The organism is Nonomuraea sp. NPDC059023 (assembly GCF_042740095.1).
GTDB lineage: Bacteria > Actinomycetota > Actinomycetes > Streptosporangiales > Streptosporangiaceae > Nonomuraea.
The window spans coordinates 1-22,193 of sequence record NZ_JBHYIO010000058.1 but is presented as its reverse complement, the minus strand read 5'-3'; the positions used below and the strand labels follow the sequence as shown (position 1 = coordinate 22,193).

Annotated in this window: 22 protein-coding genes and 1 pseudogene; 15 read left to right on the top strand and 8 right to left on the bottom strand. The window is 71.5% G+C overall.

Annotation, left to right across the window (positions count from 1 at the left end):
* Positions 1-6: 6 nt before the first annotated feature.
* The 7 genes from ACFWYW_RS53380 to ACFWYW_RS53350 are packed head-to-tail and all read left to right on the top strand — an operon-like array spanning position 7 to position 6,143.
* On the top strand, positions 7-954 hold the full coding sequence (locus ACFWYW_RS53380) for an ABC transporter substrate-binding protein (protein ID WP_379624616.1): 948 nt from the start codon (positions 7-9) through the stop codon (positions 952-954).
* A 2-nt stretch (positions 955-956) separates the two neighbouring features.
* Positions 957-1,889, top strand: a complete 933-nt coding sequence (locus tag ACFWYW_RS53375; RefSeq protein ID WP_379624618.1) for an amino acid ABC transporter permease — start codon at positions 957-959, stop codon at positions 1,887-1,889.
* Positions 1,889-2,650, top strand: a complete 762-nt coding sequence (locus tag ACFWYW_RS53370; RefSeq protein WP_379624620.1) for an amino acid ABC transporter ATP-binding protein — start codon at positions 1,889-1,891, stop codon at positions 2,648-2,650. Before ACFWYW_RS53375 ends, ACFWYW_RS53370 begins: the two co-directional genes overlap by 1 nt.
* A 17-nt stretch (positions 2,651-2,667) precedes the next feature.
* Positions 2,668-3,801: an N-methyl-L-tryptophan oxidase gene (gene solA / locus ACFWYW_RS53365; protein WP_379624622.1), complete on the top strand. Its 1,134-nt coding sequence runs from the start codon at positions 2,668-2,670 to the stop codon at positions 3,799-3,801.
* 2 nt (positions 3,802-3,803) lie between these two features.
* Positions 3,804-4,802 carry an aldo/keto reductase gene (locus tag ACFWYW_RS53360; RefSeq protein WP_379624624.1) on the top strand — a complete coding sequence of 333 codons (999 nt, stop codon included), beginning with the start codon at positions 3,804-3,806 and terminating at the stop codon, positions 4,800-4,802.
* A 55-nt stretch (positions 4,803-4,857) separates the two neighbouring features.
* Entirely contained in the window at positions 4,858-5,442 is a 585-nt protein-coding gene (locus ACFWYW_RS53355) for an ArsR/SmtB family transcription factor (protein ID WP_379624626.1), read from the top strand.
* 2 nt (positions 5,443-5,444) lie between these two features.
* A complete protein-coding gene (locus ACFWYW_RS53350; RefSeq protein ID WP_379624628.1) occupies positions 5,445-6,143 on the top strand; it encodes an SRPBCC domain-containing protein in 699 nt (232 codons plus the stop codon).
* Here the strand turns inward: ACFWYW_RS53350 and ACFWYW_RS53345 are convergent.
* The 6 genes from ACFWYW_RS53345 to ACFWYW_RS53320 form a co-directional block, all read right to left on the bottom strand.
* Positions 6,137-7,621, bottom strand: coding sequence for a hypothetical protein (locus ACFWYW_RS53345; protein ID WP_379624630.1), 1,485 nt, complete (start codon positions 7,619-7,621; stop codon positions 6,137-6,139). The genes ACFWYW_RS53350 and ACFWYW_RS53345 overlap by 7 nt on opposite strands.
* A 70-nt stretch (positions 7,622-7,691) precedes the next feature.
* Positions 7,692-8,882, bottom strand: a complete 1,191-nt coding sequence (locus ACFWYW_RS53340) for an erythromycin esterase family protein (RefSeq protein ID WP_379624632.1) — start codon at positions 8,880-8,882, stop codon at positions 7,692-7,694.
* Complete coding sequence (locus tag ACFWYW_RS53335) at positions 8,879-9,646, bottom strand: ABC transporter permease (protein WP_379624634.1); 768 nt, start codon at positions 9,644-9,646, stop codon at positions 8,879-8,881. Before ACFWYW_RS53335 ends, ACFWYW_RS53340 begins: the two co-directional genes overlap by 4 nt.
* Entirely contained in the window at positions 9,646-10,575 is a 930-nt protein-coding gene (locus tag ACFWYW_RS53330; RefSeq protein WP_379624636.1) for an ATP-binding cassette domain-containing protein, read from the bottom strand. Before ACFWYW_RS53330 ends, ACFWYW_RS53335 begins: the two co-directional genes overlap by 1 nt.
* A 58-nt stretch (positions 10,576-10,633) precedes the next feature.
* Entirely contained in the window at positions 10,634-13,630 is a 2,997-nt protein-coding gene (locus ACFWYW_RS53325) for a BTAD domain-containing putative transcriptional regulator (RefSeq protein ID WP_379624638.1), read from the bottom strand.
* Positions 13,630-14,160: a CGNR zinc finger domain-containing protein gene (locus ACFWYW_RS53320; protein WP_379624640.1), complete on the bottom strand. Its 531-nt coding sequence runs from the start codon at positions 14,158-14,160 to the stop codon at positions 13,630-13,632. The genes ACFWYW_RS53325 and ACFWYW_RS53320 overlap by 1 nt, the downstream gene beginning before the upstream one ends.
* A gap of 81 nt (positions 14,161-14,241) precedes the next feature.
* On the opposite strand from ACFWYW_RS53320, the gene ACFWYW_RS53315 reads away from it, so the two are divergent.
* Together ACFWYW_RS53315 and ACFWYW_RS53310 are read left to right on the top strand one after the other, a co-directional pair.
* Positions 14,242-14,688, top strand: coding sequence for a VOC family protein (locus tag ACFWYW_RS53315; protein WP_379624641.1), 447 nt, complete (start codon positions 14,242-14,244; stop codon positions 14,686-14,688).
* Positions 14,689-14,690: 2 nt separating this feature from the next.
* On the top strand, positions 14,691-15,491 hold the full coding sequence (locus ACFWYW_RS53310; RefSeq protein WP_379624643.1) for a pyridoxamine 5'-phosphate oxidase family protein: 801 nt from the start codon (positions 14,691-14,693) through the stop codon (positions 15,489-15,491).
* Here ACFWYW_RS53310 and ACFWYW_RS53305 read toward each other — a convergent pair.
* Entirely contained in the window at positions 15,488-16,315 is an 828-nt protein-coding gene (locus ACFWYW_RS53305; protein ID WP_379624645.1) for a LuxR C-terminal-related transcriptional regulator, read from the bottom strand. The genes ACFWYW_RS53310 and ACFWYW_RS53305 overlap by 4 nt on opposite strands.
* A gap of 70 nt (positions 16,316-16,385) precedes the next feature.
* Here ACFWYW_RS53305 and ACFWYW_RS53300 point away from each other — a divergent pair, with 70 nt between their 5' ends.
* The 5 genes and pseudogenes from ACFWYW_RS53300 to ACFWYW_RS53280 all read left to right on the top strand — a co-directional run bounded on the left by ACFWYW_RS53300 (position 16,386) and on the right by ACFWYW_RS53280 (position 20,202).
* On the top strand, positions 16,386-17,993 hold the full coding sequence (locus ACFWYW_RS53300) for an AMP-binding protein (RefSeq protein ID WP_379624647.1): 1,608 nt from the start codon (positions 16,386-16,388) through the stop codon (positions 17,991-17,993).
* A 107-nt stretch (positions 17,994-18,100) separates the two neighbouring features.
* On the top strand, positions 18,101-19,066 hold the full coding sequence (locus ACFWYW_RS53295) for a hypothetical protein (protein WP_379624649.1): 966 nt from the start codon (positions 18,101-18,103) through the stop codon (positions 19,064-19,066).
* On the top strand, positions 18,952-19,335 hold the full coding sequence (locus ACFWYW_RS53290) for a winged helix-turn-helix domain-containing protein (protein WP_379641363.1): 384 nt from the start codon (positions 18,952-18,954) through the stop codon (positions 19,333-19,335). The genes ACFWYW_RS53295 and ACFWYW_RS53290 overlap by 115 nt, the downstream gene beginning before the upstream one ends.
* A gap of 239 nt (positions 19,336-19,574) precedes the next feature.
* Positions 19,575-19,838 (top strand): annotated as a pseudogene (locus ACFWYW_RS53285) (SulP family inorganic anion transporter); the annotation flags it as partial.
* A 136-nt stretch (positions 19,839-19,974) separates the two neighbouring features.
* A complete protein-coding gene (locus ACFWYW_RS53280; protein WP_379624655.1) occupies positions 19,975-20,202 on the top strand; it encodes a hypothetical protein in 228 nt (75 codons plus the stop codon).
* On the opposite strand, the gene ACFWYW_RS53275 is transcribed toward ACFWYW_RS53280, so the two are convergent.
* A complete protein-coding gene (locus ACFWYW_RS53275; RefSeq protein WP_379624657.1) occupies positions 20,183-20,467 on the bottom strand; it encodes a hypothetical protein in 285 nt (94 codons plus the stop codon). The two genes, ACFWYW_RS53280 and ACFWYW_RS53275, sit on opposite strands and share 20 nt — an antisense overlap.
* Positions 20,468-21,107: 640 nt before the next feature.
* On the opposite strand from ACFWYW_RS53275, the gene ACFWYW_RS53270 reads away from it, so the two are divergent.
* Positions 21,108-21,278 (top strand): hypothetical protein, encoded by a 171-nt coding sequence (locus tag ACFWYW_RS53270; protein WP_379624651.1) that lies wholly within the window; start codon positions 21,108-21,110, stop codon positions 21,276-21,278.
* The last annotated feature ends 915 nt before the right edge of the window (positions 21,279-22,193 follow it).

Genomic DNA, 22,193 nt, shown 5'->3' with positions numbered 1-22,193 from the left:
GACACCATGAACAACCGCATCTTCGTCGTCGCCCTCGTGACCCTGCTGCCGCTCACCGCCTGCGGCGTCAACGCAGCGCCGGACCTGGCGGAAAAAGCCGTCGACATCGCCAAGGACGACAAGCTCGCCGCCGGAGTGCCGAAGGAGATCCGCGACCGCGGGACGCTCATCATCGGCACGAACGCGCCCTACGCGCCGCTGGAGTTCTTCGCCGAGGACAACAAGACGCTGGTCGGCTTCGACATCGACACCGGCGACGCCATCGGCAGGCTGCTCGGCCTGAAGGTGGAGTGGCGCAACACCTCCTTCGACAACATCATCCCCGGCCTCGAGGCGGGCAGGTACGACATCGGGATCGCCGGGTTCGGCATCGAGAAGGAACGCCTGGGCGTCGTCGACTTCGTCTCCAACTACCTCAACGGCGGCGGCTTCCTGGTGAAGAAGGGCAGCGGCATCAAGGTCAACGACTTCAAGGACACCGTCTGCGGCCTGCGGGTGAGCGTCCAGAGCGGCACCTCGCAGGTGGAGCGGCTGGAGAAGGCCGACGCCTACTGCAAGGGCGCGGGCAAGAAGCCCGTCCAGATCATCAGGATCCCGGACCAGAACCAGGCGGTGCTGACGCTGTCCAGCGGACGCGCCGACGTGGTGAGCGCCGACAAGCCGGCCGTGGAGTGGGCGGCCAAGCAGTCGGAAGGCGCGCTCTGTGTCACCGGGACCTACCGGACGCCGCACAGCCTGTCCGGCATCGCCGTACCCAAGCGCAACTCCGCGATGAACGCGGTGCTGCAGGAGGCGATGACCAGGCTGCTGCAGCAGGGCCACTACACCCGCATCGCCGGCAAGTGGGGCGTCGTGGACGGCGCGATCGAGAAGTCGGAGATCTTCACCGACCCCGCGCAGGTGCAGGACGGCGACGAGATCTTCCCGCAGGCGATCAAGGAAGGGTGTGCCTAGCGATGGCGACCGGCACCGTGCCGAAGAGCCGGCGGCCCGACGCCGACATCAAGGCGATCCCGGTGCGGCGCCCGTGGCGGTGGGCCGCCACGGTGGTGGTGCTGGGCCTGCTCGCGCTGCTCGTGACGTCCCTGGTCACCAACCCCCGCTACCGGTGGGAGATCGTGGCCAGGTACCTGCTGGACGGCAGCGTGCTCAACGGGCTGCTGCTCACGCTGCAGTTCACCGCGATCGCCATGGTTCTCGGCATCGCGCTGGGCGTGCTGTTCGCGGTCATGCGCGGCTCGGACAACAAGGTGCTGTCGTGGACGGCCGCGGCCTACATCTGGTTCTTCCGTGGTACGCCGCTGCTGGTCCAGCTCATCTTCTGGTTCAACCTGAGCGCGCTCTACCCGACGATCCAGCTTGGCCTGCCGTTCGGGCCGACGTTCGCCACCCTCGACGCCAACACGCTGATCACCCCGTTCATCGCGGGTGTGCTCGGGCTGGCGCTCAACGAGGGCGCTTATATGGCCGAGATCGTCCGGGCGGGGATCGTGTCCGTGCCGAAGGGGCAGTTGGAGGCGGCCAGCTCGCTGGGCCTGTCCAAGAGCATGACGATGCGCAGGATCGTGCTCCCGCAGGCCATGCGGGTGATCATCCCGCCCACGGGCAACAACACGATCGCGATGCTCAAGACCAGCTCGCTGATCAGCGTGCTGGCCATCCCCGAGCTGCTCTACAGCGTCCAGATCATCTACGGGCGCAACTTCCAGACCATCCCGCTGCTGCTCGTGGCCAGCATCTGGTACCTGCTGGCGACCTCGATCCTGACCTCCGTGCAGACCCGGATCGAGCGCCGCTTCTCTCCCGACCGCGACCCCGGCGACTCGTACGGCTCCCGCCTGCGCCGCAACCTGGCCGCCCGCCGCGCCCACGTCAAGGAGGACCGCTGATGTCCGCTCTGGTCCGCGCCGAGGGGGTGCACAAGCACTTCGGGCGCAACCACGTGCTCAAAGGCATCGACCTGTCCCTGGACGAAGGGCAGGTGATGTGCCTGGTCGGCCCCTCGGGGTCGGGCAAGAGCACGTTCCTGCGCTGCGTCAACCACCTGGAGACGATCAACAGAGGCCGGCTCTGGGTGGACGGCGAGCTCATCGGCTACCGGCAGAGCGGCGAGGCGCTGCACGAGCTCGGCGACAAGGAGGTCTGCCGCCAGCGCGCCCGCATCGGCATGGTCTTCCAGAGCTTCAACCTGTTCCCGCACTTCACCGCGCTGGAGAACGTCGTGCTCGGCCCCTGCCTGGTGAAGAAGGAGAGCAAGGCGGCCGCCACCGCGCACGCCGAGGACCTGCTGCGCAGGGTGGGGCTGGCCGAGAAGCTGCACAGCTATCCGGCCAAGATGTCGGGCGGCCAGCAGCAGCGCGTGGCCATCGCCAGGGCGCTGGCGATGCGGCCCAGGCTCATGTTGTTCGACGAGCCGACCTCCGCGCTGGATCCCGAGCTGGTCGGCGAGGTCCTGGACGTCATGCGGGGCCTGGCCCGCGAGGGCATGACGATGATCGTCGTCACCCACGAGATGGCCTTCGCCCGGGAGGTCGGCGACACGCTCGTCTTCATGGACGACGGCGTGGTGGTCGAGTCGGGTGACCCGCGCGAGGTCCTGGCCAGGCCGCGGCATCTGCGTACCCAGACATTCCTGTCCAAGGTGTTGTGACAGATGGGAGCACATCCATGACTGACGTCATCGTGATCGGGCTGGGCGCCATGGGCTCCATGGCCGCCTGGCAGGCCGCCGCGCGCGGCGCCTCGGTGCTCGGCGTCGAGCAGTTCACCGTCGGCCACGCGCGCGGGTCCTCGCACGGCGGGTCCCGTATTTACCGGCAGATCCTCTTCGAGGGCAAGGAGTACGTGCCGCTGGCCCGCCGTACCCTCGACTTGATCAAGGAGCTTGAGCGGGACGGCGAGCGGTTGTTCGAGCCGTCCGGCGGGCTGGTGATCGGCACCGACGGCGGCGAGCTCATCGAGGACGCGCTGGCCAGCGCCGCCGCGGGCGAGGTCGCCTACGAGTGGCTGACGCCCGACGACATGCGCGGGCGCTATCCGCAGCATGCCGTGCTGGACGACGACGTGGCGATCTTCGAGCCGGGCGCGGGCGTGTTGCGGCCGGAGGCGTGCGTCACGGCGGCGGTGCGGGCCGCCCGGCGGGCCGGCGCCGACATCCGCACCGGGGTGCCCGTCTCGGCATTGCGCGTGGAGGACGGGCGGGTCGCGGTGACCGTGGGCGGCGAACGGTTCACGGCGGCCAAGGTGATCCTCGCCTCCGGCGCCTGGACGCTCGATCTCCTGCCGGAGGTGTCGCTGCCGTTGCGAACCCAGCGCTCGTGCCTGTCGTGGTTCAGGGCGCGCGGCGACGCGGCGGAGTATCGGCCCGGCCGCTTCCCCACGTTCGTCCGCGAGAGCCATGAGGCGCACGGCTGGGGCATCCCGGACGTGGACGGCGCCGGCGTCAAGGTCGGCATCAGCGGCCCGCAGGCGAAGAAGGCGTGGCTGGACCGGCCGGAGGACAACTGGCGCGACCCGGCGCCCGAGGACCTGGCGCCGATCGAGGAGTACTGCGCGACCGCCTTCCCCGGCCTCGTCCCGCAGGTCAGCAAGGCGATGGCCTGCATGAACTCCAAGAGTCCCGACGGCGACTTCGTCATCGGCCCGGTCGGCGCCGGTGGCCGGGTGGTGTTCGCCGGCGGCTTCTCCGGTCACGGCTTCAAGCACGCGGCCGCCGTCGGCCAGATCTGCGCCCAGCTCGCCCTCGACGGCGGCTCGGAGTTCGACCTGTCCGCCTTCTCCCCCACCCGTTTCGGAGCTTGACCATGGAATACACGAACCTCGGCCGCTCCGGTCTCCAGGTCGGCAGGCTGGCCCTCGGCACCATGAACTTCGGCCCGCTCACCGACGAGGCGACCTCCCACCGGCTGCTCGACCTGGCCGTGGACAGCGGCATCAACCTCGTCGACACCGCCGACGTCTACGGCGCCGACGCCAACAAGCAGGTGTACGGGCTGGAGCCGGAGAAGGGCAGGACCGAGGAGATCATCGGGACCTGGCTGACCAAGACGCCGTCCCGCCGTGACCAGATCGTGCTGACCACCAAGGCCTACGGCGCGATGGGGCCGGGCGTGAACGACATCCGGCTGTCGGCGCGGCGCCTGCGCCGGGCGTGCGAGGAGTCGCTGCGCCGGCTCAACACCGACCACCTCGACATCTTCATGCTGCACCACGTCGACAGGTCGACGCCGTGGGAGGAGATCTGGGCGGCGCTGTCGCTGCTGCGCCGGCAGGGCAAGGTCCTGTATTTCGGCACCAGCAACCACGCGGCCTGGCACATCGTCCGCGGGCAGTCTGTGGCCGAACGGCTGGGCGAGTTCGGCTTCGTCGTCGAGCAGAGCATCTACAGCCTCATGCGGCGCACGGTCGAGCTTGAGGTGTTGCCCGCCTGCCGTGAGCTGGGGATCGGCGTCCTGCCGTACAGTCCGCTGCACGGCGGTCTGCTCAGCGGCATTCTGCGCAAGCAGGAGATCGCGCGGGGGAAGGCGGGCCGCGCCGAGGCCGGTCTGCGCGAGGACCGGGACCGGGTGGAACGCTACGAGCGGCTGTGTGATGAGATCGGGGAGCATCCCGCGGCCGTCGGCCTGGCGTGGCTGCTGCACCAGCCGGGCGTGACGGCTCCGATCGCGGGCGCGCGGACGGTCGAGCAGCTGACGCTCGCGCTCAAGGCGCTGACGATCCGGCTGGACGAGGAACGGCTGGCCGCGCTCGACGCCATCTTCCCGGGTCCCGGCGGGCCGGCGCCGGAGGCGTACGCCTGGTAGCACCGACAATCTTCACCGTCTTGTCAGATTTAATTGTCGGTGAGATCGTAGAGGCATGTTCGACGTGACCGTGATCGAGGACCCGGCCGCCGCCGAGGTGTCGCTGGATCCCATGCGTTCCAGGCTCCTGGCCGAGCTCGCCCAGCCCGCCTCGGCGGCGATGCTGGCCGCCCGTGTCGGGTTGCCGCGCCAGAAGGTCAACTACCATCTGCGCACGCTCGAACGGCACGGCCTGGTCGAACTCGTCGAGGAACGGCGCAAGGGCAACGCGACCGAGCGGCTGCTGCGTGCCACCGCGGCCTCCTACGTGATCTCCCCCGTCGCGCTGGCCGCCGTGCAGCCCGATCCGGCCCAGTCGCCGGACCGGCTGTCGGCGCGCTGGCTGCTGGCGCTGGCCGCGCGGCTGGTCCGTGACGTGGGCGCGCTCATCACGGGCTCGGCCAGGGCGGGCAAGCGGGTGGCGACGTTCGCGCTGGACGGCGAGGTGCGCTTCGCCAGCCCGGCCGCGCGGGCGGCGTTCGCGGAGGAGCTCACGCAGGCCGTCACCACGCTGGTCTCGAAATACCACGATGAAGAGGCCGAATCAGGGCGGGATCATCGCATCGTGGTCGCCGTCCACCCCAGCATGAGGGAGTCGTGAGCATGGGCCACGAGTTCGAGATCGAGCACCTGGCCGAGGTGCCCGCGACGCCCGAGGAGATCTGGGCGGCCATCTCCACCGGGCCCGGCATCGACTCCTGGTTCATGGGCCGCAACGAGGTCGCCGGCGGCGCCGTCACCACCGTCTTCGGCGACTACTCCCCCACCACCCACATCACCGGGGCCGATCCCGGCGCCCGCTTCGCCCACGGCACCGAGATCGCCCCCGACGGGCGCTTCGTCGCCTACGAGTTCCTCATCGAGGCCCAGTCCGGCGGCACCACCGTCCTGCGCGCCGTCACCAGCGGCTTCCTGCCGGGCGACGACTGGCAGGACGAGTTCGAGGCGATGTCGGCGGGCCTGGAGTTGTTCTTCGCCACGCTGGTGGAGTACCTGACCCACTTCCCCGGCCGCACCGCCACCCCCCTCACCGTCTTCGGCCCGCCCGTGCCCGGCTGGGAGCAGGCCTGGCGCTCCCTCGCCACCAAGCTCGGCCTGCCCCGCCCGGCGCAGAAGGGCGATCGGGTACGGCTGGCCGGCGAGGACGGAGTCGTCTACTTCGTCAACTCCCAGAACGTCGCCGTCCGCACCCCCACCGCCCTGTACCGCTTCATCCGCGGCTTCCACGGCCCCATGATCGCCTCCCACCACCTGTTCACCGAGGACCCCGGCATCGACTGGAAGTCCTGGCTGGATCAATGAGGCCGCTGGATCAGGATCTCGAAGTAGAAGCGGTCGTTTCGCTCCAGGGGAAGGCTGACGTCCCACAGGAGCATCCGGTCATGGACGTAGTAGTCGCGAAGCGCGATGCCGGCACGGCTGTTGCCGTCCGTGAGCACCGCCCGGACGGAGAAGTCGTACTCAGGATGGTCGGCGCCTTCCAACGTGGAGGCCGGAGGGTACTCGTCACACTGCTCTCCGGGGCGCGGCGGGACGGGCAGGCCCAGGCCGAAGTACTCGGCGGCGTATGGACCTTCTCCGTAGCAGGCGCCGGTCTTGCGCTCGCCGTTTCTCCTGTGCTCGGGGTCGGGCGGTATCGTCCCCGACTGCTCGGTCCTGATGCGGTGCAGGCCGGGCGCGTCAGGGTCGCCGGGCTTGTACTTGCCGGGGATGATCTTGTCTCGGGGCGGGGGCTGCCCATCGGGCACCAGGCGGGGCCAGGTGGCGTTGGGGAAGTCCTGGGCGTTGGCGATGTGAAGGGCCACTTCCGCGTGGGGAGCCTTCCCGATCTCCCACGTCAGGCGCGGAGTCGTCTCGGCGAAGACGCACGCCGCCTCGTAGTGGCCGCCGCCGAGCCGGAAGTAGTCCGCCGAGTCGCAGCGGACGATGCGGGGGGCGCTGTGGCCTGGCCGGGTCACGATGCCGCCGGAAATGGCGGAGCCGAACTCCAGCCACGCGTCGTGCAGGGTGATCCGGTCCCGGCCCTCGGCGTTGCCGGCCTGGTTGATGGTGTCCCACTTCCACCAGACGGTTTCGTCGTCCCACTGGCGGAACGGCAACACCACCGGCGCGTGGGCGACCGGGCAGGCGACGCCGCTCTGCTCGCACCTGCCGACGAGGTAGAACGGCCAGGCGGGCGCGATCACCCGCCACGCGAACGTCCCCTCGTGACGGACCGAACCCTTCTGGATGCGGCCGAACATACGGGTCCTGCGCTGGTGATTGTCGCCCTGGGTGATCAACTCGTAGGTGAACTTCGTGGTTCCGAGGCGGACCACCCGGCCGTTCTGGAAGACGTCGACCGGCATCTCCGCCTTGATGCGCTGGCAGAACACGAAGCGATTCAGGATGTGGCCGCCGCTGCGCTCCGCCGCCGGGGTGAAGCAGTCGGCCAGCGCCTTGGGGTCAGGGCTCTCGCGGATCGGTGGGGGTGCCAGCGGCATCGCCGCCGCTCGTGGGCCGTTCGCCTCCATGCGGGCGGCGTTGAGCCGCGACTCCCTTGCCACGGCGGCGATGCCGCGCTTCGGCAGCAGCGGGACCATCTCCTTTGAAGGGCTCGCCGCAAGGGACGGGTCCGCGCGGATCCGATCCCAGTCGGCCGCGGCGAGCACGATCCCGGGTGACACCGGTCGCCTGTCGATCGTGGGCGTGCCCGCCGTGGCCGGCAGGGCCTGCAGCAGCGACGTGCATAACGTGGCCAGCATGACGCCGACGGCCAGCCGGCGTTGTCGCGATGTCATCGGCACTCCAGAGGTTGGTTGAACGCTCGGGATCAGCCTGGCCGGAGGCGCCGCGGGCGCTCGATGACTTTCACGCCTGCCTGAAGGTCTGGACGGACCGGGTCTCCGGGACGCAGGCGACCGCGTCGTAGGCCCGGACGACGGGGACGTCCATGAAGTGGTCCAGCATCCTGATCCGCGTGAACGCCTCCGGGTCGTGGCAGCGCAGGTCGGCGATGGCCAGGGGCGCGCGGCCGTCGAAGATCGTCTCGACGCTGCCCTCGGCCAGAGCGGGAAGGTCGACGTCGACCGCTTCGAAGCCGAGCGGGTGCTCGGGCGCGACCCGCCCGGCGGAGGTACGGCCGCCGAGGCTGGTGGCGGCGATGGAGACGTAGTCAGGGCCGAGCGCCTCGGCCAGGTGGTAGCCCTGCGGGAAAAGCCCGAAGTCGCCCTCGTGCTCGATCACCGTCTTGCGGATGTGGGTGTTGTGCGTCGCCACCACGACGCGGGCGCCGTCCTCGACGAGGCGCAGCACGCTCTCGGCGCCGAAGGCGTCCAGGCACGCGGTGCCCACGGCCATGCCGCGCCCAGCGAGGTCGCGCCCGCCGTGGTCCAGGTACCAGGCGTTGCGCAGATGCTGGAACGCGGCCGCGTGCCGGGCGGCGCGGCCCTGGCCGCGCTGGTATGCGGCCATCGTCTCCATGCGTACAAGCAGGCGGCTGATCGCCACGGTCAGCTCGTCCTGCACCTCGATCGGGCGGCGGGCGTGGTCCATCATGGCCTTCATGCTGGGTACCTCGCGGTCCCCGCCGGCCAGCCGGAAGGCCCGTTCGGCCAGGGGGAACGCGTCGGGGTCCGCCTCCTTCATGTACGCGGCGACCGCGCGCAGGGCGGTGCGCGGGACGCCGGCCAGGCAGCCGGCGAAGCGCAGCGGGCGCTCGTGGTCGCGCATCCATCTCAGGAGGTCGTGCATCTCCCGGCAGTCGCCCATGCCGTGGTCGATCCCGGCGGAGGCGACCTGCTCGACGGTGCCGGGGCCGCCGCGTACCCACGCGTCGATGGTGTGCGCGTCGGTGAACGGGGCTTCGAGCGCGTAGACGGTGAAGCCGCGGCGTTCGACGAGGAGGCGCAGCAGGCGGTGGCGCAGCAGGTAGAACTCGCGCACGTGGTGGGAACTCTCGCCGATCGCCACCACCCGGGCGTCGCCGACCAGGTCGAGCAGGGGGTCGAGGTCGTCGAGGGGGTCCATGGGGCCGAGGGAGCGGGATTCGATGACGTTCACTGGTTGCGCCTCCTGAAGGCGATGACGGCGAGGGGGACGAAGACGACGAGGAAACCGGCCGACCAGATGAGGGTGGTGCTCGCCGCGGTGGCGACCGGGCCGCCGAGGAGCAGGCCGCGGGTGGCGTCGATGGCGTGGGTGACGGGGTTGACGTTGACCCAGGCCTGTAGCCAGCCGGGCAGGGTCTCGGTGGGGGCGACCATGTTGGTGCCGAAGGCCAGCGGGAAGATCCCCAGGAAGCCGACGCTCTGCACGACCGAGGTCTCCTTGATGAGCACTCCGACGAGCACGTTGATCCAGCTCATGCAGAAGCCGAGGGTGACCGCCAGGGCGCAGGCGGCCAGCGCCGACACCAGATCGGTCCGGACCCGGAAGCCCAGGAGGTAGCCGAGGAGGAACAGGGTGACGAGCGCGACGCCGTACCTGATGAGATCGCCGGCGACGGAGCCGATCAGCGGCGCGGAGCGGCCGATGGGCAGGCTGCGGAACCGGTCGAAGACGCCCTTCTTGATGTCGACGTTGAGGCTGACGCCGGTGGACAGCAGGCCGGCCATGAGCGTCGACATCACCAGCGTGCCGGGGAAGATGTACTGCAGGTACGCCTCAGGCGACCCGGCCACGGCGCCGCCGAACAGGTAGACGAACATCAGCAGGAACACGATCGGCAGGAACAACGCGTCGAACAGGATGCCCGGGTTGCGGCGGGTCTTGCGCAGGCCGCGCCCGGCCAGGAGCAGGCTGTGCCGGAGCAGGGCGAACGGCATCACGCGGCTCCGGTGAGCGCGAAGAAGGCCTCGTCCAGGCTGGGCAGGCGCAGTGACAGCTCGGCGACCTCGACGCCGGCCTCGGCCAGCGCCCCGACGACCGCGGTGAAGGCGGCGCCGCCGTCGACGGCGACGGTCAGCACTCCGGCGGCCACGTTCGCGGGCTCGCGGCCGGTGGCCTTGGCGGTCAGTTCCGCCGCCCGCGCCAGCTCGGCCGGGTCTTTGGGGCGCACCACGATGGTCTGCCCGCCGACGATCTGCTTGAGCTCGGCCGGGGTGCCGTGGGCGATGACCCGGCCGTGGTCGATCACGCAGATCTCGTCGGCCAGGGCGTCGGCCTCCTCCAGGTACTGGGTGGTGAGCAGGACCGTGCCGCCGCCGTCGGCGATGGTGCGGATCATGCGCCACAGGTCTTCCCTGCGGCCGGGGTCGAGGCCGGTGGTGGGCTCGTCGAGGAAGACGACGCTCGGCTCGCCGACGAGCCCGGCGGCCAGGTCGAGGCGGCGGCGCATGCCGCCGGAGTAGGTTGCGGCCCGCTTGCCGGCGGCCTCGGTCAGGCCGAAGCGTTCGAGCAGCTCGCTCGCGCGCCGTTCGGCTTCCGGTTTGCGCAGGTCGAGGAGGCGGCCGAGCAGGACGAGGTTCTCCGTGCCGGTCAGGTCCTCATCCACCGAGGCGTACTGGCCGGTCAGGCCGACCATTTTGCGGACCCGCGGCGCGTGCCGGACGACGTCGAGGCCGCCCACCTCGGCGCGGCCCGCGTCGGGGCGCAGCAGGGTGGCCAGCACCCGGATGGCCGTCGTCTTGCCCGCGCCGTTGGGGCCGAGTACGCCCAGGATCGTGCCCGGCGGGGCCGCCAGGTCGACGCCGGCCAGCGCCGTCGTCTTCCCGAACCGTTTGACCAGGCCTTCCGCCTGGAACGCGTACGTCATGGGGACCACCGTGCCGGGCGGTCCTCGCAGACCCCCCACAGATCCCTCGCAGGAGCGCTCAGCCCGGGTGAGCGAGCGCGGCCTTGACGCGGGCGATCGCGATCGCGCGGTCGAGGCGGCGGGCACGCTCGTACGCCGCGTGGAAGGCGGGCTCGCCCAGTTCGGCGCGCAGGGCGCGGGCCAGCCGTTCGACGTCGGGGTGGCGGGCGTCGGGGCCGCCGCGCAACGCGTGCGCGGCGCCGAGCACCCCGGCCGCCTCCGTGGCGTCGGTGGCCAGCCGCCAGGAGGCCACGGCGACCGCGGCCATGGCCACCAGCGGCATGTCCCAGAGCTCCAGGGCGAGCGCGAACGCCTCGGCCAGGTCGGTCCCGGCGTCCTCGCCTCTGGCCACCGCCAGCTCGGCACGGGCCAGGAGGAAGAGCGGATCCCGGCTCTCGGCCGCCTCGGCCAGGTGCCGCCCGGCGGCGTCGAGGTCGCCGTCGTGGCGGGCGAGGTTGGCGAGCTGGATTCGGGCGAGCCCGAGCTGGCTCGCGGGCGGGTTGCCGCCGAGGACGTCGAGCAGTTCCGCGCGGGCCGCGGCCGTCTGCCCGGTGTGGCTGCGGACCATGGCCAGCCAGACCCGCTGTCCGTCGCCGGTCCCGAGGTCGCCGGCCAGCCGGATCGACTCCTCCAGCGCCGCCGCGCCGGCCTCGAACTCGCCGAGCGTGGTGCGGGCGAAGGCCAGATAGCTCAGCGCGCTCGCCTGTCCCCAGTGCTCGCCGCAGGCGCGGAACGCCGTCGCCGCCTGCCCGAGATCGGTGCGCATCGCCTCCATGTCACCGAGGCTGCCGTCCAGGAACGACCGCACGAACCACAACACCCCGCGATCCCACGCCGCCGAGCGGGGCAGACCGGCGTCGATCGCGGCCAGTCCGGGCGCGGCATCACCGGTGATCAGCGCGACCAGGGCCTCGATCACCGCCCTGGTCGCGGGCTGCTCGCACCCGGCCGCGAGCGCGAGCAGCCCGTCGGCCTCGCCCTTGGCGCGGCCCCCGTCCGCGGCCAGAACCAGATTGAGCAGGTACGCCGCCGCGACACCCGGATCCGCCGCCACGTCCAGCACCCCGCGCAACAGGGCGGCCGCCTCGCCCGGATCCTCCGTGATCGTCCAGAAGAAGCGCAGCCCGGCCCCGAGCCGCGCCGCCGTGGCCGCGTCCCCGGAATCCGCGGCGAACCGCACCGCGGCCCGCAGATCGTCCCGGTCGGCCCGCAGCCGCCGCACCCAGGCGAGCTGATCGGCCCCGCGCAACCCAGGCTCGGCGCGTTCGGCCAGCTCGGCGACGTACGCGGCATGCGCCGCCCTGGCCGCCGCCAGCCGCCCGGACTCCGCGAGCCGTTCCAGCCCGTACTCCCTGATGGTCTCCAGCATCAGGTAGCGCGGCTGCGGCCCCGGCACGAACTGCAGCAGCGAACGGTCGGCGAAGTCCTCCACCGCCGTCCACCCCGACACGCGGGCCGCCGCCTCGGGCGTGAACGAGCCGGGGAAGACCGCGAGCCGTTCGACCGCCGCCCGCTCCTCCCGCGTCAGCAGGTCCCAGCTCCACGACACGACCGCGCGCAGCGTGCGATGGCGCGGCAACGCCGTACGGCTGCCGCCGGTCAGCATCAGGAAGCGGTCGCCCAGCCCGGCGGCCACCTGCTCCACGCTCGCGTACCGCAGCCGTGCCGCCGCCAGCTCGATCGCCAGCGGCAGCCCGTCCAGGCGCGCGCAGATCCGCTCGGCGGCCGCCCGGTCCTCCTCGCTCAGCGTGAACCCGGGCCGCACGGCCGCCGCCCGGTCGGCGAGCAGCCGCACGCCGTCGGTGGCGGGCAGCGGCGCGAGCGGGCTCAGCGCCTCCCCGAGCAGACCGAGCGGCTCGCGGCTGGTGGCCAGGACACGAAGCTGCGGGCACCGGCCGAGCAGGTCCTCGACGAGGCGGGCGGCGGCGTCGATCAGGTGCTCGCAGTTGTCCAGCACGATGAGCGTCGGGCTCGCGGGCAGCGCGTCGGCCAGCCGTCCCATCTGGTCGCCCGGCCTGCCCGGGCCGGTCAGGCCCAGGGTGGTGACGATGGCCTGCGGCAGCGCCGCCGGGTCGGTCACCGAGGCCAGCTCGACCAGCCAGGCGCCGCCTGGGAACCCGGCGGCCAACTCGCTCGCGGCCCGCGTCGCCAGCCGGCTCTTGCCGACGCCACCCGGGCCGAGGAGCGTGACCAGCCGCCGCTCATTCAGTTGCCGGACCAGGTGCGCCTGCTCCTCGACGCGGCCGACGAAGCTCGACAGCGGCGTGCGCAGGTTGCCGCGTACGGGCCGTTCGGAGCGCAGGAGAGCGAGGTGGAGCTCTTTCAGTTCCGGTCCGGGGTCGGCGCCCAGTTCCTCGGCCAGCGTCACACGGAAGGACTCGAAGGCGGCGAGCGCCTCCGCCCGGCGGCCGGAGGCGTGCAGGGTTTCGATGAGCAGGGCGCGCAGCCGTTCACGGAGGGGGTGGGCGGCGAGGAGTTCCTCCAGCTCGGCCACGAGGGGAGCGTGGTCGCCGCTCAACCGCAGCTCGGCGGCGATCCGGTCCTCCGTCGCGGCCAGCCTGAGCTCGTGGAGCCTCGCGGCGGCGGCCAGCGCGTAGGGCGTCTCGGCGACGTCGGTCAGCGCGTCGCCGCGCCAGAGCGCCAGTGCCGCGCGCAGCCGTTCCGCGGCCGGTTCCGGGTCGTTCTCGCGCAGCGCCCGCCTGCCCTGACGTGCCAGCCGTTCGAAACGCAGGGCGTCGACGGCGTCGGGCGGGAGGTCCAGGCGGTACCCGCCGGGAACCTGCAGAACCGCCGCCGGCAGGGCGCGGCGCAGCCGGGAGACGAGGGAGTGCAGGGAGTGCACGGGGTCGGCGGGGCCGTCCTGCGGCCAGAGCGCACCGGTGAGCGCCTCGACCGCGACCACGCTGCCCGCGTCCAGAGCGAGCCGGATCAGCAGCGCGCGCAGCCGGGCGCCCCCGACCTCCACTGTCTCGGCGCCGTCGGTGACCTCCAGCGGGCCCAGGACTCCCACGCGCATTACGCGCCCTTGGTGCGGGCGTAGTGGCGGGCCACCCGCACGCGGTTGCCGCAGCCGGTCGAGCACCATTCCCGGCGCGGGTGCTCCTTCAGGAAGAACTGCACGCATCCGGGCGCCCCGCAGGGGCGTACGTGGTCGCGGTCGGGGCCGGACAGCAGCAGGATCGCCTGCTCGGCCACCTCGGCGACGGCCGCCAGGACGGGCGGCTGGGCCGAACGAGCCGTGACCGACGGCGGCTCCCCCCATGTCAGCTCACGCCATCGCGGCGCCGCCCGCACCGCGTCGTTGAGCGCGCGGACGTGCTCGTCCGGCTCCGGCGCGCCCCCCATCAGCGCGCGTACGGCGTCGCGGGCCCGCCGGGCGGCGGCGGCCTCCTCGTCACCGATCGCCAGAAGGTCGGCCTCGTCCAGGCGTACCTCCAGCTCGGAGCGCCGCTCACGCAGCCACGCGGTCAGACCGGCGGCGGTGGCCAGCGCGTCCCCCGTGGAGACGCGGACGGTGTTGGCGAAGGCGACGGCGATGTGCACCACCCTGCTAATGCTACCCCGCACTTGCACCCATTAGCGGCTAATGCTTGAATTGCGGCACAACCATTAGAAGGGAGTCGCTCTGTGGCGACCGCACTCCAGACCGGGCACGTCGGGCTCAACGTCACCGAACTCGACCGCTCGATCGACTTCTACTGCCAGGTCTTCGGCCTCGCCCTCTACGGCAAGACCGACGGCGGCGACTGGCGTTACGCGCGGCTGGGCAGGCCGGAGGAACTCGTGCTCACGCTGTGGGAGCAGAGCTCGGGACGCTTCGACGGCGGCCGTCCCGGGCTGCACCACCTGTCGTTCGAGGCGCCCGGCATCGAGGAACTGGAGGCGATCGAGACCCGGCTGCGCGAGCTCGGCGTGGCCATCCGGCACGACGGAATCGTCCCGCACGGCACGGGCCGCGAGTCCGGCGGGCTGTTCTTCGAAGACCCCGACGGCACCCGGCTGGAGATCTACGTGACCGAGGGCGTCACCGCCCCCGCCCCGCACGAGGACGCCCCGACCTGCGGATTCTTCTAGCCATGGGCATTCATCCCGGTGAGGTGAGCGCGCAGCGGCGCGCGGGCATCACCAAGCTGCTCGGCTCGGCCCGCGCCCGTCCCGAGCTGCCCGAGGTGGCCAGGGAGTTTCTGCGCCGCCAGCGGATGCTCGTCGTCGGGGCCGGCACGCGGGTCGGGCTGATGACGGGCCTGCCCGGGTTCATCGAGCCGCTCGGGGCGACCTCGCTGGCCGTACACGGAGAGCCGCCGTTCGAGGCCGGCGGGGAGATCGGGACGCTGGCGATCGAGCCATGGACACGGCGGCGGATGCGGGTCAACGGCACGGCCAGGCAGGAGGGTGACCGGCTGGTCATCGAGACCGACCAGGTGATCGCGAACTGCCCCAAGTACATCGTGACCAGGGAGATCACCTCGGTGGCCGAGCCGGCGGCGCGCCGTACCGTGGAGCACGCGGCGCTCACCGACGGGCACCGGCGGTGGATCGAGAGCGCCGACACCTTCTTCATCGCCACCCGCGCGGACGGCCAGGGCGCGGACGTCTCGCATCGCGGCGGCCCGCCCGGCTTCGTGGAGGTGCCGGAGCCCGGGCGGCTGCGCTGGGCCGACTACCGGGGCAACTTCATGTTCCTGACGCTCGGGAACCTGGAGCTGGAACCGGCCGCCGGGCTGTTGTTCGTGGACTGGGAGCGGGGGCACACGCTGCGGCTGGCCGGGCGCGCCCGCGCCGACTGGAGCGGCGAGCAGCGGATGATCGACTTCGAGGTGGAGGAGGTCGCGGAGACCATCGGGGACAGCCCGCTACGCTGGTCCCTGAGCCCTTAGGGGAGCAGGCCCGCGCGCCGGGCCGCCACCACGGTCTCCATCCTGGTGTGGGTGCCGAGCTTGCGCATCGCGCCGCGCAGGTAGCTCTTGACCGTCTCGGGCCGCAAGCCCAGCCGCTCGCCGGCCTCGGCGTTGCCGCAACCCACCGCGACCAGCGACAACACGTCGATCTCGCGGGGCGAGAGCGGGTTGTGCGCGGGCGGCGGCCCGTCCGGCGCGCTCAGCCGCTCGCACACGTCCCGCAGCCGCTCGCGCAGGGCCGGGTCGGTGATTTCCTGGGCGATGGAGCGCAGCTCCGCGTGCGCTTCGCGCAGGTTCTCCCGCTCCGGCCCGGTGGGCCGCTCGCGGGCCGCGCGGGTGATCGCGGCAGTCTCCAGCTCGGCCATCCGCCGTTCCACCTCAGCCTGTACGGCCAGCTCCACGCCGAGCCGGGCGGCGATCCCGCCCATGGCGTCGAGCACGCGGGTACCGAGGGTGAGCGGTTCGCGGATGCCGCCGTACAGCAGCCCGCCGACGCTCTCCCCCACGACCACCGGGACGGCCGCGATCGCCCGCAGGCCCTCGGCCCCGACCGGCTGGTCGTACTCGTGGCTGATGCGCGTGTCGGTGGCGTAGTCCTCGACGCTGCCCGCCCGTGCGGTGACCAGCACCCGGCCGCCCAGGCCGCTGCCGGCCCGGATGGCCAGCCCGCGCAGCGCGCCGGTCGTGGTCCCGGCCAGCTCGGTCAGCCGCACGGTACGGCCCGCCGTCACGGTGCCGCCGAACAGCACGGGCAGACCGGTGACGTGCCGCATCCGGGCCAGCGCCGCCCGCAGTGCCACCATTACTCCAGCATGGCACGGCCACCCCCGAACGGGGGTAGCGCCGGGCAGGAGCCTGCCGGATGCTTCCGTCATGGGTGACTCACACGCGTCAGGCGTCTCCGCGCTTCCTCTGCTGGGCCAGACCATCGGGGACAATCTGGAGCGCGCCGCGGCCCGCTTCGCCGGCCGTGAGGCCCTGGTCGACGTGGCGAGCGGACGGCGCTGGACCTATGCCGAGTTCGACGCCGCCGTGGACGAGGTCGCGCTCGGCCTGATGGCCAGGGGCATCGCCAAGGGCGACCGGGTCGGCATCTGGGCGCCGAACTGCGCCGAGTGGGTGCTGACGCAGTACGCCACCGCCAAGATCGGCGCGATCCTGGTCAACATCAACCCGGCCTACCGCGGTCACGAGCTGGACTTCGTGGTCCGCCAGTCGGGGATGCGGCTGCTGGTCAGCGCGGTGGCGTTCAAGACCAGCGACTACCGGGCGATGCTCGCCGAGATCGGTTTCGACCAGGTGGTCTTCATCGGCGAGCCGGGCTGGGACGAGCTGGTGGCGAGCGGCCGCGGCGCCGACCGCGCCGCCCTGCGCGAGCGCGCGGCCACGCTCTCCTTCGACGACCCGATCAACATCCAGTACACCTCGGGCACGACCGGCTTCCCCAAGGGCGCGACGCTCTCGCATCACAACATCCTCAACAACGGCTACTTCGTCGCCGAGGGCCTCGGCTACACCGAGGCCGACCGGGTCTGCCTGCCGGTGCCGCTCTACCACTGCTTCGGGATGGTCATGGGCAACCTCGGGGCCACCTCGCACGGCGCGTGCGTGGTGCTGCCCGCGCCCGGCTTCGACCCCGAGGCCACGCTGCGGGCCGTGGAGAGCGAGCGCTGCACCTCCCTGTACGGCGTGCCGACCATGTTCATCGCCGAGCTCGGCCACCCGCGCTTCGCCGAGTTCGACCTGTCCAGCCTGCGCACCGGCATCATGGCGGGCTCTCCCTGCCCGGTCGAGGTGATGAAGCGGGTGGCCGGCGAGATGCACATGGAGGAGGTGGCGATCTGCTATGGCATGACCGAGACCTCCCCGGTGTCCACGATGACCGGGCGCGATGACGGGCTGGCCCGGCGTACCGAGACGGTCGGGCAGGTCATGCCGCACCTGGAGGTCAAGATCGTGCACCCGGAGACCGGGCTGGTGGTGCCCCGCGGCGAGGCGGGCGAGCTGTGCACGCGCGGCTACTCGGTGATGCTCGGCTACTGGGACGAGCCGTCGAAGACGGCCGAGGCGATCGACGCCGCCCGCTGGATGCACACCGGCGACCTGGCCACCATGGACGAGGAGGGCTACGTCAACATCGTCGGCCGGATCAAGGACATGGTCATCCGCGGCGGCGAGAACGTCTACCCGCGCGAGATCGAGGAGTATCTCTACACCCATCCCGACGTGGCGGACGTGCAGGTGATCGGCGTGCCGGACAGCAAGTACGGCGAGGAGCTCATGGCCTGGATCGTCATGCGCCCCGGCGCGGAGCCGCTGACGGCCGAGGCGGTCAGGGAGTTCTGCGCTGGCCGCCTGGCCCACTACAAGATCCCCCGCTACGTCCACCTGGTCGAACGGTTCCCGATGACGGTTACCGGCAAGATCCGGAAGGTCGAGATGAGGGAGCGGGCCGTGGAGCTCCTCGATCTCCCCGGATAGTGGACAGAATTTCTGAACAAATGATCCCTTCATCACGATGTCGGGAAATCGGAGGAGCAGCGGCAACCCCCCGATCACCGTCTGCGCGTCACCCGGGCAGCCTGACAATGGCCGACCCTACCGAGGACCGGACCACCACCACCGAACAGGTCCGCCGGCCCGTGAAGTCCTCTACTGTGATCGTCGTTGCCGTCTTTGCCCGGCTATCGACGCCTCGCAGGGAGATCCGGATGCTGCGATTCCACCTGACAGCCGAGGACCCGACCCGGCTTCGGCTGGCCGGCGGTCCTCACCCGTTCTGGGAGATCTCCTTCAGCCTGCATCTGCTGCAAACCCGTGAGGCACCCATCCTGTTCGATCCCTGGCGGCACGCGGTGCGCCGAGCGCTCACCCGCGCCGGGCTGGGTCCAAGCATGGCCGCGCTAACCGGGCTGTTTCCGGCCGAGGGCTACTGGCCCGACTTCCTCAGCCCCACGAACGAAGTCGTCGATCTGGGCACTGGCCTGGATCAGGTGCTGTCCACACCTCGCACCACCCTGCGCCACCAGATGAGGCTGATGGCCCAGCTCAACGGAACCGTCCCTCAGGATGCGAGCGACATCGCCAACGGCGACGTCGCCACACTCAAACGACTGGGCGACCTGCTGTACCGCTATCACCGCATCGCGCTCGCCCCCTACACCGGGCAACTGCACGACGCCTTCACCACTGAACGCGGCCGCCGGGCCGATGCAGTCCTGAACGGCGGCATCGAAGGGCTCCTGGCCAGCTACCCACGCCATCACCTGCACTGGCACAACGGAAGGCTGGCCATGCCCTCCGCCTTCGACTTCGACTTCCGGCCCGATGGCCGCCCCCTGACGCTGCAGCCATCGGTTTTCTGCGCACGCCAGCCGACCGCGACCGCCGATCCGGTCAACCCTCTGATCGTTGCCTACCCCGCGCCACCGCCCCTCGGCTGGCTACCACACCCACCCGGACAAGACGCCCTGCCATCCAGCAACCACGCCCCCTGGCACGACTCATCGGCAACGCACGGGCAACCGCGCTCCAAGCCCCCGACCATCCCCTGACGACCACCCAGCTCGCCGAAGCACTCCACCTATCGGCGCCCACCGCCAGCCGCCACGCCGCCACACTGCGCGAGGCCGGGCTCATCACCACCCAGCGGCGCGGGCAATCGGTGCTGCACACACGAACCCCCTTGGGCACCGCACTACTGCAGGCCAGCCCTCGTGACCGGCTGACGGTGTGGCACCACCGTGACGGCCCGCCTGGAACCCCGCCGCCCACCAACCCTCCTCCCATCACCCGAGGACACCACGTTCACGGCCGAACCTAGAGCGACAGCTCTCCGGTGCGCAGCTCGGTGACGCGCGCCACTGCGATGATTCCCGCCGTCGTCATCACCTGACAGCGGCCAAGATCTTTTCTCCGTGTACGGCCGGATCGGATACCGGAACGAACGCTAACGACTCTCGCCGACCCCTGTGACGCGCCCGTCTTGACCTGGGGGAAGGCGCATACCGTACGAAACGGTTCCGTTGCAGGTCCTACCCCGTCTCCGGCCCGGCCGGGGCGATGACCGTGGTCCTGTTCCCGATCGTGCACGCGCACGGCGCGAGCGGGGTGCTGACGGTCGGGCTGCTGGCCGGGCTGATGCTGATCGCCCTGGCCTTGGCGCGCGCGGGCAGGTATATGGCGCTGGTGCCCGCTCCGGTGGTGGAGGGCCTCACCATCGGCATCGCCTGTGTCATCGGCCTGCAGCAGATCCCTTCCGCGCTCGGCGTGCCCACCCCGGAAGGCGAGACGGTCCTGCTGGGGGTCTGGCGCGCCGGGCAAGCCTGCCTCACCGCGCCGTCGTGGTGGGCGCCGGTGACCGCGCTGGCCGTGGCGCTGGTGATGCCGGCTGGCGCCCGCTGGCGGCCCCCCAACAGGACGAGCCACCAGTCTCGCGGCCCCCGGCTCCGGCCGTTACCTCGTGACGCTCGCGCCGCAGGGTTTGGCGCGGCGGGCGCTGGTTGCACTGCTGAGCACCGGCGCCCTGGTGACGGTCGTCGTCTGCTCCGGCGTCATGGCCACCCGCCTCTCGCCCGACGTCGGGGCGCAGCTGCTGGCCAACAGCGTGGCGACCGCGGCCGTGCTGGCGGTGCTCATCGTGGTGCTGGCGCGAATCTCAGGCGCGTACCTCAACCGGGGGTGTCGCTGACGGCCTGGGCGCTGACCCGCCGTCCGGCGGATTCCGCGCTCACTTCGGCCTGAGCCTGCGGCCAGGGGTCTTCGGCTCGGCTGTCACAGTAGGTCCATATCGTGCTTGGGCGGCTCACCACCGCGATCGGCCCCCGGGTTCCGGGTCGCGGCGGGCCGAGCGGCAGTGCCGCGGCGGCCTTCAGGGCGAGCACCGCGCCGGCGTACAGGCCGGCTCCGGCGGCTGCCAGCTGCAAGACGCTGGTGAGAAGATCCAGAATGTGCACTGCTTCCTCATCGATTCCGGGGTGACACGCCGCTCGGCGGCCACCGTGTGCTCCTGACCTCTCCAGCACAGCGGACCACGCGGGTCACGGGCGTATGCCAAGGTATTCACCCATTCGTCCGGGACGAAAAGAGCCGCCGGCACGGTGTCCCCGATGACGTTCTCCATGAACCGCACGTGCGCCTGGTGCCACGCGGACCTGACCTACAGCGGACGTGACCGGCCCCCCACCTACTGCGGCAAAAGCTGCCGCAACCGCGCCTGGGAAGTGCGCACCGCGGTAGGCCGCATGGGCCGCGACATCGATGCCGGCCTGCCCCGCCCGATGGCCACGCCACCCCCCCGCCCGCCGCACGCCTTGCTCCCCCGCCGCCCGTCACGCCCGCCGAAACCCGGCCGCCGGCCGCCGCGGCCGCATGGATCGAGCACCTGCGCGAGCTCGCCCGCCAACTCGATGACGACACCCTCGGCCGCCAGCACTGGCAGCACGCCCGCCTGTACGGCGCACTCCTGGACGCCGTCGTCGCGCTCGGCAACGCCCACCCCGGAGGCCTCGACCGCCTCAAACCACGCCGCTGATTTGACGTCCGGATGGTCCCAGGCTGCCCCGTTGCCGAATGTCGCAGGGGTAGTCCGGAGTCATGAGCAAACACACTCCCTGGGACAAGGAATCCGCCGCCCGAGTGCAGTCAGCGGCCGCCAGGAACCCCGACAGCCCCAGCTCGCGTGACGGCCTGGACCGCGAGGCGCAGTCACAGGCCGACAAGAACGAGCACCAGGACGACGAAGACGAAGATGACGATGACCACTGACGACCGGCGGGACATGCGCCGAACGCCAAGGTTCTTCACATAGTCAAGGGCGCCCGCGGCGCGGGCAGCTCTCCTCACGACCCGGGTCGCGGTCGCGGCAACCTCGCGCCAGAGCGGCCGACACAGCGCCCAGACCCGGGCGACGTCCGCCACCACCGACAGCCCGGCCCTGGCCAACACACGGCATGAGGGACCGCGGAAAAGGTCGCGCGGCCGCGAAGACGGCCGCTGGTCGGCGGTCGCCGGCGGCAAGGACCTGCACCGGCACGCGCACGTCGCCGACGCCTTCGCCAAGGCCCGCATCCGGCGCGTGGCGGCCGAGCGGTACGGCATCGCCTTCCAGCGCGAGAAGCTGCACCGCCTGGACCTGACCCCCGACCAGCGCGAGAGCGAACACGCCGCCCGCATCCTGCACCCCAGCGGCCGCGGCCCGGCTCGCATCAATCACCGGCCAAACGCCGCGCGAGCGGACCGAGCGGACCGGGCCCGTCGCCTACCGGCCGCCACCCGCTCACGAACACGGCCCGCAGCTGGGCCAGGGCTTCGACCGATAGACCAGGCAGCAGCCCACCTCGGCAGCAAGTGGGTGTTGAACAACCTTCGATCTTGGCTGGGGCCTTCGGCTGCGTGAGGTCTGGTGCGAGATGGTGGCGGTGTGGATGCTCGTTCGTGGACCCGCTTCTCGTTGACGTCGGGCCCGGCTGCCATCGAGGACGGGCAGGGGAGCGCTAGAGACCGGCCTGGATGGCGTGAATTTCAGAGAGCAGCGCCCGGTAGGTGTTCCATGTGGGGTGGGTGTACCTACGCACCCCTAGATCGCTGATGTGAAATTCGGGTTAGTGGTCGTAGGCGGTCAGGGACCGTTTTACGGGTGCGCCGGTGTTCCAGTTGTGCCAGATGGCGGCGTTGAGTGCG